Below are 12,715 nucleotides of genomic sequence, written 5' to 3' on the forward strand. Positions count from 1 at the left end.
AGCGTCGTGAATCTTGATGCGTCACCGGTTGCGACGCATCAATCCTTCGCTGTCCTCAGGCCGTCGAGCAGGGCCCGGAAGCCTTCCACGGCCTTGTGCGAGGTTTCCTGCGGGTCGTCGGAATTGGCGATCCACAGCGCTGCGTGGCTGCTCGCGCCATTGATCAGACGGGCGGCCGCTTCAGTGTCGATATCGATGACCTCACCATCGGCCTTGAGCCGGTCCAGGCTTCCCGCCAGCGCTGCAATGCAGCCTTCGGTCATTTGCCATTGCGATATGTCCCCGAGTACGGCAGGGCCGTCACGGAACATGATGCGCTGGATCTCCGGCTCGAGTGCCATGCGGATATAGGCGACGCACTCGTCGACGAACCCTTGCCAGCGTGTCGGTGCTTCCGACGATACCTTGTTCAGGCGTGCCGTCATCTCGGCGTCGATCTCCCTGATCACTGCCTGCAGAAGCCCCTTTTTGTCGCCGAAGTGATGATAGAGCGCGCCACGGGTCAACCCGGCTTCGGCAGTGAAATCGTCCATAGACGATTCCGCAAACCCGACGGTGCCGAAGGCGCGCCGGGCGGCCGCGATCAGTTTTGCGCGGGTCTCGGCGATCATTTCGCTGCGCGGCTTGTTCATCATGTCTCCTGCTTGCATACGCCGCGTATTTTATTTGACATACGCGGCGTATGCAACTAATTAGATTCCATACGCCGCGTATGTCATTCTGCACAAGTTTTCCAAGGAGCGTCTCATGTCCAATCCATACGGAGAAATATTCAGGGCTCCAGGAGCCAAGGGCTTTTCGGCAGCCGGCTTCTTCGCACGCCTTCCGATAGCGATGGCCCCTATCGGCATCGTCGCGATGCTGTCCCAGACCCACGGCGAATACTGGCTTGCAGGTGCGGTGTCGGCGACTTTCGCTCTCACCAATGCGCTCGTTGCCCCGCAGATATCCCGTCTGGTCGATCGCGTCGGCCAGACGGCCGTGGTCGTTCCGACAACGATCATATCGGTTCTTGCGTTCCTGGTGTTGATCCTTGCAGCCAATCGGGACTGGCCGGCATGGACGCTGTTCGCCTCGGCTTTCCTCGCCGCCGCGATGCCGAGCATACCCGCCCTGGTCCGTGCCCGCTGGACCGAGATATTCCGCAACCGTCCGGAGCTGAACACCGCCTTCGCCTTCGAGTCTTCGGCAGACGAACTGGTCTATATTGCCGGCGCGTCGCTGTCGGTGGGTTTGGCGGTAGCTCTGTTTCCTGAAGCCGGCATGCTGATCAGCACGATCTTCCTTGCCCTCGGGACGGCAGCTTTTATCCTCCAGCGCTCGACGGAGCCGAAGGTGCGCCCGTTGGAGGCCGGGGTCTCGCGAGCGTCGGCGATCCGCCAACGACCGGTGCAGATTATCACGCTCGCCCTCATCTTTGTGGGCTCGATCTTCGCGACTGCGGAAGTCAGCGCCGTAGCGATCACGAAAGAGCTCGGCCAGCCGCAGGCAGCGAGCCTCGTCATCGGCGTCTATGCGGTGGGCTCGTTCCTGGTGGGCCTGGCGCTTGGGGCCCTGAACCCAACGATGCCTCTGCACAGGCAGCTTCTGATCGCCGTAAGCGTCATTGCCATCACGTCGGTGCCCCTCCTCCTCGCCGACACCGTGCCTCTCCTTGCTTTGGCGGTTTTCGTAAGCGGCATCGCCATTTCGCCGACCTTCATCACTGCTTTCGGCCTGATCGAGCGCCGCGTACCGGAGTCGATGCTTACGGAAGGTGTCACCTGGGTGATGACCGGTATCGGCATCGGCATGGCGCTCGGTGCATTCGTCTCCGGTTGGGTCGTAGACAATTTCGGTGCGCAGAACGGCTTCTGGGTATCCGTGGCGGCCGGGACAGCGACCGTTGCGACCATAGCGATGGGCCAGCGTAGCCTTGCCGGCCATAAAGGGGGGTCAGTAGCGGGAAGCATTCCGCAACCGGCCGAGTAGCGGCACCTCCGCCGACCTTCGGCGGGTCGGAACAAACAGGCGGACCGCCGGTTCATCCGTCGGCCCGTCACCACGAGAGGAGAAACCGATGGCGCGTGGATCACTCATTGCTGTAAGCGGATTATTCGCCGGTCTTGCCGCGGTGGCGGCGCTGACCGTCTCGGCCGAGCGCCGGAACGAAAGTCCCTGGCGGCCGATCAACGCGACGAGCCACTGGATACACGGCCGTCGAGCCGGTTCGCAGTCGCGTCTCGACCTCGCGCACACCGGCACCGGCTTCGTGACGCATATGCTTGCCTCACTCTGGTGGGCGCTGCCGTTCTCCGCCATGGTCGGACGAAGCGCGCGGCCTTCGCCGCAGCGGGTGATTGCCGCCGCCTTCGGCACCACCGTGCTGGCAGCCCTTGTCGACTATGGGCTGGTACCGAAGCGTCTTACGCCCGGCTGGGAACTCGCCCTGCCGAAGTCCGACCTGGCGGCGGCCTATATGGCCATGGGTATCGGCCTGGCGTTGGGCGCATCCCTGCATGGCGCAGCGGCGGCGCGCGGCCAGGAACATCCTCCGGTCTGACCGGTTAGACCGGGTGCCAGCAAGACGTCGGTATCGAAACGCGACGACACATGCGTGAGGAGATCCCCAATGAGCAGCCGACCACCGCCAATCCCTCCGGACAATCGCAGCGACAAGGGAACAGGAGAGCCTGGAACCGTGTTGGCCGAGTCGAAGAAGCCGGACGTGGCCGAGAACCCCGAGAAGAAGGGCCAGCAGGGCAACACGAAGGTCAATACGACCCATCAAGGCTACCAACAGGACAGATGAGGCAGAGCGCATGTCCACATCCAAGAAGACGCCAGCAAGCATCCGCCAGGGCGGTCCGGGAGCCTCGCACGAAAATGCAAAGGAGCCGCTGGAAATACCAAAGCCGCCAGCCGACTCCGAGCGCCGCACGCGCAGCAAGGTTTCCGGCGGCGGAGGCGAGCCTGACCGCCACCACAGTCACGACGCGAGGCGCAAGGGCGGGCATTGACCATCGCCACTGCCTCGGATGAACAATTCCTCATCGCAGGCGTTCTGCTTGACCCGCAACGGGTGGAGGAGTTCGCCATGCGACGCGGTTTGCGCCATCACCCAATGGTCGACCTGATCGTGTTCATCGCCGCCGTCGGGCTGGTTTCGGCGATCATGGTCGTGTCTCTCTTCTTCGGCTGAGCATGTCGCGACGGCAGAAGTCTGCTGCCGCTGCATGACGTCGCTGCGGAGGAGGCACTTTCCGCAGCGACGGCGGCGCCCCCGGGGAGGGGAGGAGGGAGGGACGCCGCCCGGGTCGATTCCGGCATAGCGGAGGGGACAAGAGCCGACCCGTTCTTCTGGACAAGCCGCTTTGGGTAAAGCGACGGCGCCTAACACTCTGCGCCGCGGATGGTTCCGAGAAATACATGCCAAACGGCAATTCTGTTTCTGCCCCGGTCCGCTGGGGAAGAATGCCGGCCGCCTGCAGCGCCGCGCGTCTTGTCAGACGCGCAAAGCGCTGTTTTTGCCCTTTAACCGGCCACGATTAAAGGAAACATGCAGTAGGCGGCCGGCACGCGCTCAGGCGTTGAGCGATTTCGCGAAGGGCATGACGCGGATCCGCTTGCCGAGCGCCTTGAAGGCGGCATTGGCAACCGCAGGGCCGATCGGCGGAACGCCGGGCTCGCCGATCCCCGAAGGCGGATTGGCGGAGGCGACGATATGAACCTCCACCTTCGGCATCGCATCGATCCTGAGTGGTGTGTACATGTCGAAGTTCCCCTGATCGACCTTGCCGTCGGTCAGCGTGATTTCCTCACCCAGGATGGCGCTCAGCCCGAAGCCGATACCGCCCTCGACCTGAGCGCGGACCTGATCCGGATTGATCGCGAGACCACAATCGACGGCAGCCACGACGCGCTCGACCTTGATACCGTCGCCATCGACGGAGACCTCGGCGATCTGTGCCACAACCGAACCGAAGCTCTCGGCGACGGCGACGCCCCGGAAGCGGCCTTTGGGCAACGGCTTCTGCCATTCGGCCTTCTCCGCTGCGAGCTTGAGAACGGTCGCATGGCGCGAGTCCGGCTTCAGCATCGACAGTCGGAACTCGAGCGGATCCCGTCCCGCAGCCTCGGCAACCTCGTCCAGAAAAGCTTCGGCTGCGAATGCGGTGTGTGTCGAGCCGACGGAGCGCCACCAGAGAACCGGGACGCGGACGTCGGTGGTCGTGAGGCCGACGCTCTGATTCGCAATGGCATAGGGGAGGTTGTTGGCGCCCTCCACCGAGGTCGGGTCGACCCCGTTCTGGACCATGCCGTCCCAGGCCGTTTTCGCCATGATCGACTGGCCGACGATGTGATCGCTCCAGGCGACGAGCTTCCCGGCTTCGTCGATCCCGGCCTTCAGCCGATGCACATAGGCCGGACGATACCGGCCCGCGCGGGTGTCTTCCTCCCGCGTCCACTGCACCTTGACCGGTGCACGGAAACCGAGGGCCTTCGCCACATGGACAGCCTCTACCACGACATCGCCGTCGAATACCGCACGCCGCCCGAAGCTGCCGCCGGTCTTCATGACGTTGAGCCGGACCTTTTCGACCGGCACTCCGGCAATCTCGCTGGCGAGGTTCTGGTACACGTCGGGGAGCTGGTGCCCGCCCCAGATCTCGATCGTGCCGTCGTCGTTCCTGCGCGCGACCGCGTTCAGGGGTTCCAGGGCAGCATGCGCGAGATAGGGGAACTCGAACGTCGCTTCGATGACTTTTGCCGCCGATGTGAATGCGGCGTCGGTATCCCCGTCCTTGCGCGCGAATGCGGCCGGCGTCTTGCCGGCAAGATCGCGATAGGTGGACATCAGCTCGGGCGTTCCGCGCTTTTCGGCGCCCGTCTCGTCCCACTCAACCGTGACTGCCTCGCGGCCTTTGATCGCGGCCCACATATGCTCGCCGACCACGGCGATGCCGCGGGGCGTTTCCACCACGTCGACCACGCCCTTGATCGCACGGGCGGCGGAAGCATCGAAGGACTTCGCCTTGGCGCCGAAGAGAGGCGGGTGGATCATCACCGCTGTCAGCATTCCGGGGAGCTTGACGTCGATGGTGTATTGCTCGGTTCCGTTTGCCTTGCGGGCACTGTCGAAGCGCTTCAGTTCGGCATTGCCGATAAGTTTCCAGTCTCCCGGCTCCTTGAGCTTCACGTCGGCCGGCACCGGCATGGTGGCCGCCTTGGCTGCAAACGCGCCGAAACCGCCGCTCTTGCCGGATGGATGCGAAAGAACGCCGTTCTCGACCGCGATCTCGGCCGCGTCGACGCCCCATTCCGCTGCAGCGGCAGCAACCAGCATCGCCCGGGCGGCGGCACCTGCCCTGCGATAGCGCTCCCAGGAGGTGGACATGGAGGTCGACCCTCCCGTGCCCTGCATCGTGCCGCCGAAGGCGATATTGCCGTAAGCCTTGATATTGCCGGCGGCTCCGATGACGTCGATCGCGGACCAATCCGCGTCGAGTTCCTCCGCCACCAGCGTGGCAATGCCGTTATAAGAGCCCTGGCCCATCTCGAACTGAGACGAGAGAATGGTGACCTTTCCGTCCCCGCCGATGGTCAGGTATGGGGAAAATGCGTGTGAGCCGCTCTCCGTTGCCGCCTCGCCCGCCAGTGCCGGCGACGCGGACAGGATCCGGTACCCGATTGCGACGCCGGTGCCGGCCGCAAGCGCACCGAGCAGGAATTGCCGCCGCGACGCTTCGGTCCGGGCGACGGGAAGGGTGATCGATTGCATCAGTTTCGGTATCATGTCAGGCCTCCAGACGCTTCGCGGCTTCGTGAATGCCCGCGCGGATACGATGATAGGTGGCGCACCGACAGAGATTGCCGGACATGGCGGCGTCGATGTCCGCGTCGGTTGGTTTGGGATTGTTGGCCAGAAGGTCCGTTGCGGACATGATCTGGCCGGACTGACAGTAGCCGCATTGCGGAACGTCGAGATCGGCCCAGACGGCCTGTACCGTCTCGGCAACCTTGCCCTTCAGGCCCTCGACCGTCGTCACCTCGGCGCCTTCGATGTCGCCGATGAAGGTTTGACAGGACCGAGTGGGTGAACCGTCGACATAAACCGTGCAGGCGCCGCATTGCGCCATGCCGCAGCCGAACTTCGTGCCCGTCAACCCGACAAGGTCGCGGATCGCCCAGAGAAGCGGCATATCCGCCTCGGCCTCTATCTTGTGTTCGACGCCGTTGATCTTAACAGTCACCATGGTGCTCTCCTCGCGTTTCGGCGCGTGGATGCGGGACGCCGCTGCCACATGCCGGACTGCCGATGGCGCGGATGTGGAAAGGTCTTCCGCCCACATTCCGCTCAAACTATTGGATTCGATCACGGTCATGATTCAGGGCAACCTGATCTAAGACCATGAACGAGACCTGGAGCTTAGAAGACCATTCGCCGAGCTGATAGATTCAATCCTGCCGAATTATTGCCCATTACTGCCAGGTTAACGGGATCGTGATCATCCCGCCGGGTGGGACAGCAATCAGCCTGCGGAGTTCCGCCTGGTCGAATCGTTGGAATTCAGAATCGCCCGGATGTCGCGCAGCGGCGGATGGCCGAATGCCCGGCGATACTCCCGGTTGAACTGAGTCGGGCTCTCGTAGCCGACCTGCAGCGCCGCCGTCGCCGCATCGAGCGACTTGGAAAGCATCAGTTCCCGTGCGTGATGCAGTCGCAGATGCTTCTGGAACTGCAGCGGGCTCATTGCGGTCATCGCACGGAAGTGATGGTGCAGCGTGGAGACGCCCATATTGGCGATCTCGGCGAGTTCTTCCACGCGAAGCGGTTTGGTGTAGTTTTCCTTCAACCATAGGACCGCCTTGGCGACGCGGTTGCTGTGCGTGCCCGCGAGCGCGAAGCGCCGCAGCCGCGCGCCCTGCTCGCCGGTGAGAAGCCGATAGAGGATCTCGTTCTGGATATGGCCGGCCAGGAACGGAATGTCGGCCGGCGAGCTCGCAAGCGAAATCAGCCGGAACAGGGCGTCGAAGAGCTCGCGCGTCGCGGTACCGACAGCCACACCAAGGTCGCGTTCGGGAATGTCGGTCGGGTGTATGTCGTGATCAGCAATGATGCGCCGCACTTTTTCCATGTCCAGCCGCAAGGCGGCTGCGACATAGGGCTCCCCTTCGCTCGCTGCGCAGATCTGCGCAGTTACGGGAACCCCGATGGCGGTCAGGAAGAAGCAGCCTTCATCGTATACGAGCGTCTCGTTGCCGACGCGGACATTCTTGCTGCCCTTGATGATGAAGGAGAGGCTCGGCTCGTATACGCTCGAAAAGGGGCCCGCCGGCTCGACGATGCGATAGAGCGACAGGCCTGGAACGGGATGCGCGAAGGAAAGCCCGTCCCAGGGCAATTTCGACAGCCTGTCGAGAATCTGCGCGCGCAGGGCTGCGGTCTCTTCGCGCAAGTCCTTCTGCGGGAACATGATCGTGCTCATTCTGCTCCTGCCTCTCTGTGTCCTTTTATGTAGATCGAACCCGATCACATTATCACATTATTCTGATCTCGACAGAATTGGGCAAGAGTAGCCGATCTGCGTGCTCGCGCAGAATCGGCTAATAACCGGACTCCGCTTACTCTGCCGCAAGCGGGGTCGAGTAGTGCTCCTGTTCGTCCGCATTGTCCTGCGCGGCTGCAGGCTCCGGGTCCGTTTTGCGCGATTTCGGCTCCTTGCCGAAGAAGAGCGCATAGCCGGCCGGCAGCACGAGGATCGTCAGAACGGTGGCAACCAGTATGCCGCCCATCATCGCATAGGCGAGCGGTCCCCAGAAGACGCCGCGGGAGATCGGGATCAATGCCAGCACCGCTGTGAGCGCCGTCAGTATGATCGGTCGAAAGCGGCGCACCGCCGCGCCGATGATCGCCTCGGAACGCTCCATCCCGGCCGCGATGTCCTGGTCGATCTGGTCCACCAGGATGATCGAATTGCGGATGATGATGCCGAGCAGCGCGATGACCCCCAGAATGGCGACGAAGCCGAAGGGTGCTCCGCTGATGAGCAGGGCCGCCGCCGCACCGATAATCCCGAGCGGACCGGTTGCGAGCACCAGCATCGCCTTGCCGAAATGCTGGAGTTGCACCATCAGGAGAATGACGATCACCACCAGCATGATCGGCGCCTTGGCGGCGATCGAGGCCTGGCTCTCGGCGCTGTCTTCGGCGCCGCCCTGGATCTCCACCTTGTAGCCGGGTGCAAGGCCGTCCCTCAGTCCCTTGAGCTCGTCAAAGAGCTGCATCGCCACGTCGTTCGGCTGCACGCCGTCAGGCAGCGTTCCGCGCACGGTGATCGTAGGAAGCCGGTCGCGCCGCCACTCGATACCCTGTTCCATGACGGGAACCACCTTGGCAATCTGCGAGACCGGGACGAAGCCACCGAAATCGGTGGGCACATAGACTGATTGCACGGCAGAGAGCAGGTGGCGATTGCCGCCGGGCTCCCGCGCCACGATGGAGACCGTTTCCTCGCCATCGCGGAAGCTGTCGAGCGGGACGCCGGACATTGCCGCCTGCAACATCTGGCGGATGCGCTGCGACGTGATGCCGAGGGCGCGGGCGCGGTCCTGGTCGATCACCAGCTTCATCGCCGGCACAGGTTCCAGCCAGTCGTCATGAATCGCGCCGAGCATCGGGTTTTCCTGGAATTTGGTTTTCACCTGGTCGGCGATTCGACGCACTTCCTCGCGGTCGGGTCCCATCACCCGCATCTGCACCGGCCAGCCGGTCGGTGGTCCCAGGAACAATCGGTCGACCTTGGCGCGGATCGAGGGGAAGTCCTCGGCGAGTATCATTCTCAACTTGGCGATCAGCCGCTCGCGGGCCGGCTCGTCCTTCGCCATGACGAGGAGCTGCGCGAAATTCGGATTGCGAAGCTGCTGGTCGAGCGGCAGGAAGAAGCGCGGGGCGCCTTCGCCGATATAGGTGGCGATGAAGCGCTTGTCCTCATCGTCCATCATCCGCTCCTCGAGCGCCTTCGCCTGCTTTTCGACCTCCTTGATGCTCGTTCCCTCAGGCAGCCAGAGATCGACCAGGATTTCCGGGCGCGAGGACTGCGGGAAGAAATTCTTCGGAATGAACTGGAATGCCCAAAGGCTCGTCACGAAGATGGCAAGGGTCATCAGGAGCACGACGACGCGGTGGCGCACTGCCCAGCCGACAGTCGTCCTCAGGCGGCGATAGAAGCGCGTATCGAAGACGTCGTGATGGGTGCCGGCGTGGTGGCGCTGCTTCAGGATCATGTAGCCGAGCCAGGGCGTGAAATAGACCGCCACGAACCAGGAGACCACCAGGGCGATGCCGACGACGTAGAAGAGCGAGCGGACATATTCGCCGGCGGTCGATTCCGCGAAGCCGACAGGGATGAAGCCGGCGGTGGTGATCAGAGTGCCGGTCAGCATGGGAAAAGCGGTCGAGGAATAGGCGAAGCTCGCCGCGTCAATCTTTTCCAGCCCCTCTTCGAGTTTCCGCTCCATCATCTCGACCACGATCATCGCGTCGTCGACAAGCAGGCCAAGGGCGATGATCAGCGCCCCGAGCGAGATGCGCTGGAGGTCGATGCCGAGCTCGTACATGATCGCAAAAGTGGCCGCGAGCACGAGCGGAATGGCAATCGCGATCACGAGACCGGAGCGCCAGCCGATCGACAGGAAGGAGACGATGAGGACGATGATCAGCGCTTCGATGAGCGCGTGGCTGAACTCGGTTATCGCTTCGGTCACGACCTCCGGCTGATTGGAGACCTGATCGACCGACACGCCGTAGGGGAGGGCTGACTCAAAGCGATCGTAGGTCGCCTCCACTGCCTTGCCGACGTCCGTGACGTTGAAGCCCTTTGCCATGACGACGCCGATCTGGACGCTGTCGTGGCCGTTGAATCGGAATTTCCTTGCATAGGGATCTTCCAGCCCGGAGGTAACGGTCGCGATGTCGCCAAGCCGGATGGTCCGGTCTCCCGCCCTCAGCCGCAGCTCGCGGATGTCCTCGACCTTGGTGACGTCTCCTTCGACTGAGATGCGCACCGAGCGCGTGCCGGTGTCGACAGAGCCGGCATAATCGACATTGTTCTGACCGGCGATCGCATTGCGCAGGTCGTTGAATGTCAGGCCGCGCTCTGCGAGGACCTTGGAGGAAAGGTCTATATAGATTTTCTCGGGCTGGTCCCCGAGGATCACTACCTTCTCGACGCCCGGTGTCGTCAGCAGCATGTCGCGTCCCTCGATCGCGAAGCGCTTCAGTTCCGGATAGCTGAAGCCGTCGCCGCTGATCGAATGCAGGGTGATGAAGGTGTCGCCGAACTCGTCGTTGAAATAGGGGCCGAGCACGCCTTCGGGCAGTTCGTTGGCGATGTCGCCCACCTTCTTGCGCACCTGGTAGAATGCGTCGGCGACCTCGTCTGCGTTGGTGTCGCCCTCGATCTGGACCGTGATGATGGCACTGCCGGCGCGCGTATAGGAGCGGACGAAATCGAGATGCGGCGTTTCCTGCAGCTTGCGCTCGATCTTGTTGACGACCTGGTCTTCCATTTCCTGGATGGAAGCTCCCGGCCATACGGCTTGCACCACCATGACGCGGAACGTGAATTCCGGATCCTCGCGCTGCCCCATGCGCAGGAGCCCAAGCCCACCGGTGATGATGATCAGCGCAAGCAGGAAGCGCGCGATGCTCGGATGCCCGATCGCCCAGCGCGAAAGATTGAACGGTTTCTTGTCCTCGGTGGAGGCGTGCATGGCCGTCGTCCCGTTCTATCGGTGGAGGTTAGCGGAGAATCTCGGGCTTTTCGGCCCGGGCGGACTGCTGCTCGGCGGATTGCTGTTCGCCCGCCTGCAGTCTCACCTTGAGATCCTCGGCCATGAACTGTGTGCCTGCGGCAACGACGAGGTCGCCGGCGCCGAGGCCGTCGACGACGCGCACACCGTTGTCGGCGAAATCGGCGAGCTTGATCGGGCGTGCATGGACGGTCGAGAAGTCACGATCAACGATCCAGACGATATTCTGGCCATCCTTCTTCGACAGCGCGCTCAGGGGTATCGAAACGAGCGGCGCCGAGCTTGCTGCAGCCGCCTCGACCGTCGCCGTCATGCCGAGAAGCACGCGCTCGTCGTTCGGCAGGCTGACGCGTACGGAAAAGGTGCGCGAGCGCTGGTCGGCGCTGCCGGAGACTTCGCGCACATGTCCGTCGAGCACAAGCATGTCGTTCGACCAGAAGCGCACCCCGACCGGTTTGCCGGGCTTGAATTCGGTAACATCTATTTCCGGCACTGCGATTTCGACTTCCTTCTCGCCGTCGACTGCGACAGTCACGACGGGCGTTCCGGTGCCGACGACCTGGCCGATATCGGCGTTTACGGCCGTGACGATGCCGTTCTGATCGGCCTTGAGGTCCGTATAGCTTACCTGGTTCTTCGCCTGGCTCAGCGACGAGGCCGCGGCGTCTCGCGTCGATACCGCTTGATCGTAAAGAAGCGTTGCCTGATCGAGCTGAGCCTGGGAGGAAAACGATTTGGTGAAGAGCTGTTCGGCCCGGAGTTTCGCAAGCGCCGTCGTCTGCACCTGCTTTTCGGCAGCAAGCAGGTTTGCCTCGGCGCTCGTGACCGCGAGCCGATAGTCGGTGGCGTCGATGCGGGCGAGAATGTCACCAGGCTTAACCCGGTCGCCGATATTGACGAGCCGTTCGGTTATCTTGCCGCCGACGCGGAAACCGAGGTTCATTTCCGTGCGCGCTCTAACCGAGCCGGAATAGTGAAGCTCCCGCGGCTCGCCGGCCGCGGCAATCTCCACGACCTTGACCGGGCGTATGGTCTCCTTCGTCTCGACTTTCTCCTGCGAGCAGCCGGAGAGAACGGCGCCGAGCAGGATCGCGGTGAGGAGACGGGCGACGAACGGTCGGTTGAGGGCACTTCCTGAAAACATCGCTCTTACTCTCCTTGGCCACTCTGCGGCGGCGCGGCGTTTTTGTGCATGGCTTCGCCCGAAACCCGTCCACACTTTTGGGGCAGCATGCCTTATTTTTTCAGCGCCCGGATCGCGAACTCGACCAGTTCATCGGGTGTCGCGCGGTTTTCCTTGGCAAGACACTGGGCGACGATCTGCGGATGACAAAGGGTGACGAGGCTGGCGCCGAAACATCTGGCCGCGACCGCGGGGTCCACGTCGGCGAACTCTCCGGCTTCGATCCCCTCGCGGATAATGCCTGCGAGGAGGTCGTCCAGACGGCTGATATGTTTCTCGATGACGTGCCAGTCGCGCTCGATCGCCACGACGACCATTTCATGGACCTTCTGCTCGTCGAGCATCGTCTCGACGGTGAGCTTGTGCTGCCCCAGCGCATAGCGCCTCAGCCGCTCGGAAGCACTGAGTGGCAGATGCGCGATTTCCAGCGCCTGCTGGTAGCTCGCGCCGAGCATGCGCAAGCAAAGTGTTTGGTGGATTTCCGTCTTCGACGCAAAGAAGCGATAGATGTTGGCCGGCGACATATCGAGCTCGCGCGCGATATCGGCGACGTTTGTCTTGGCATAGCCGTAATGGCGGAACAGCCGCTCGGCGGCCTCTAGAATGCGCGCCACGTTTTCCTGGCGGGCTGCGTCTATGGCGTTGTCTGCGAGATCGCTCATCCTGTCTCCTGATGATGAGTGACGAATTTTGAATTTCGTCAGTCGTAATCCGATAATCGTGACTTGTCAACCGCCG

12 protein-coding genes are annotated in these 12,715 nt (G+C 62.8%); 5 read left to right on the top strand and 7 right to left on the bottom strand.

The features are described 5' to 3' along the window. Nucleotides 1-38: 38 nt before the first annotated feature. Complete coding sequence (locus tag JOH52_RS24165; RefSeq protein ID WP_014527524.1) at nucleotides 39-632, bottom strand: TetR/AcrR family transcriptional regulator; 594 nt, start codon at nucleotides 630-632, stop codon at nucleotides 39-41. 115 nt (nucleotides 633-747) lie between these two features. Here JOH52_RS24165 and JOH52_RS24170 point away from each other — a divergent pair, with 115 nt between their 5' ends. The 5 genes from JOH52_RS24170 (at nucleotide 748) to JOH52_RS24190 (ending at nucleotide 3,181) form a co-directional block, all read left to right on the top strand. Further along, entirely contained in the window at nucleotides 748-1,971 is a 1,224-nt protein-coding gene (locus JOH52_RS24170) for an MFS transporter (protein ID WP_127657736.1), read from the top strand. Between the two features lie 88 nt (nucleotides 1,972-2,059). Continuing rightward, the gene (locus tag JOH52_RS24175) at nucleotides 2,060-2,542 is read left to right on the top strand and encodes a hypothetical protein (RefSeq protein ID WP_010975220.1); all 483 of its coding nucleotides are present in this window, start codon (nucleotides 2,060-2,062) and stop codon (nucleotides 2,540-2,542) included. 69 nt (nucleotides 2,543-2,611) lie between these two features. Then, entirely contained in the window at nucleotides 2,612-2,791 is a 180-nt protein-coding gene (locus JOH52_RS24180) for a hypothetical protein (RefSeq protein WP_014527522.1), read from the top strand. A 10-nt stretch (nucleotides 2,792-2,801) separates the two neighbouring features. After that, nucleotides 2,802-2,999 (top strand): hypothetical protein, encoded by a 198-nt coding sequence (locus JOH52_RS24185; RefSeq protein WP_013850036.1) that lies wholly within the window; start codon nucleotides 2,802-2,804, stop codon nucleotides 2,997-2,999. Beyond that, nucleotides 2,996-3,181, top strand: coding sequence for a hypothetical protein (locus JOH52_RS24190; RefSeq protein ID WP_003525766.1), 186 nt, complete (start codon nucleotides 2,996-2,998; stop codon nucleotides 3,179-3,181). Before JOH52_RS24185 ends, JOH52_RS24190 begins: the two co-directional genes overlap by 4 nt. 381 nt (nucleotides 3,182-3,562) lie before the next feature. Here the strand turns inward: JOH52_RS24190 and JOH52_RS24195 are convergent, their stop codons facing one another. The 6 genes from JOH52_RS24195 to JOH52_RS24220 all read right to left on the bottom strand — a co-directional run bounded on the left by JOH52_RS24195 (nucleotide 3,563) and on the right by JOH52_RS24220 (nucleotide 12,639). Beyond that, nucleotides 3,563-5,776 carry a xanthine dehydrogenase family protein molybdopterin-binding subunit gene (locus tag JOH52_RS24195; protein ID WP_014530770.1) on the bottom strand — a complete coding sequence of 738 codons (2,214 nt, stop codon included), beginning with the start codon at nucleotides 5,774-5,776 and terminating at the stop codon, nucleotides 3,563-3,565. 1 nt (nucleotide 5,777) lies between these two features. Beyond that, nucleotides 5,778-6,236, bottom strand: coding sequence for a (2Fe-2S)-binding protein (locus JOH52_RS24200; protein WP_003525768.1), 459 nt, complete (start codon nucleotides 6,234-6,236; stop codon nucleotides 5,778-5,780). Nucleotides 6,237-6,512: 276 nt separating this feature from the next. Next, nucleotides 6,513-7,469 carry an AraC family transcriptional regulator gene (locus JOH52_RS24205; protein WP_014530768.1) on the bottom strand — a complete coding sequence of 319 codons (957 nt, stop codon included), beginning with the start codon at nucleotides 7,467-7,469 and terminating at the stop codon, nucleotides 6,513-6,515. Between the two features lie 136 nt (nucleotides 7,470-7,605). Beyond that, nucleotides 7,606-10,755 carry an efflux RND transporter permease subunit gene (locus tag JOH52_RS24210; RefSeq protein ID WP_014530767.1) on the bottom strand — a complete coding sequence of 1,050 codons (3,150 nt, stop codon included), beginning with the start codon at nucleotides 10,753-10,755 and terminating at the stop codon, nucleotides 7,606-7,608. A 28-nt stretch (nucleotides 10,756-10,783) separates the two neighbouring features. Beyond that, the gene (locus JOH52_RS24215) at nucleotides 10,784-11,938 is read right to left on the bottom strand and encodes an efflux RND transporter periplasmic adaptor subunit (RefSeq protein WP_014530766.1); all 1,155 of its coding nucleotides are present in this window, start codon (nucleotides 11,936-11,938) and stop codon (nucleotides 10,784-10,786) included. Nucleotides 11,939-12,030: 92 nt separating this feature from the next. After that, nucleotides 12,031-12,639 carry a TetR/AcrR family transcriptional regulator gene (locus JOH52_RS24220; RefSeq protein ID WP_010975226.1) on the bottom strand — a complete coding sequence of 203 codons (609 nt, stop codon included), beginning with the start codon at nucleotides 12,637-12,639 and terminating at the stop codon, nucleotides 12,031-12,033. Nucleotides 12,640-12,715 lie beyond the last annotated feature (76 nt).

This window comes from Sinorhizobium meliloti (genome assembly GCF_017876815.1).
Taxonomy (GTDB): Bacteria; Pseudomonadota; Alphaproteobacteria; order Rhizobiales; family Rhizobiaceae; genus Sinorhizobium; species Sinorhizobium meliloti.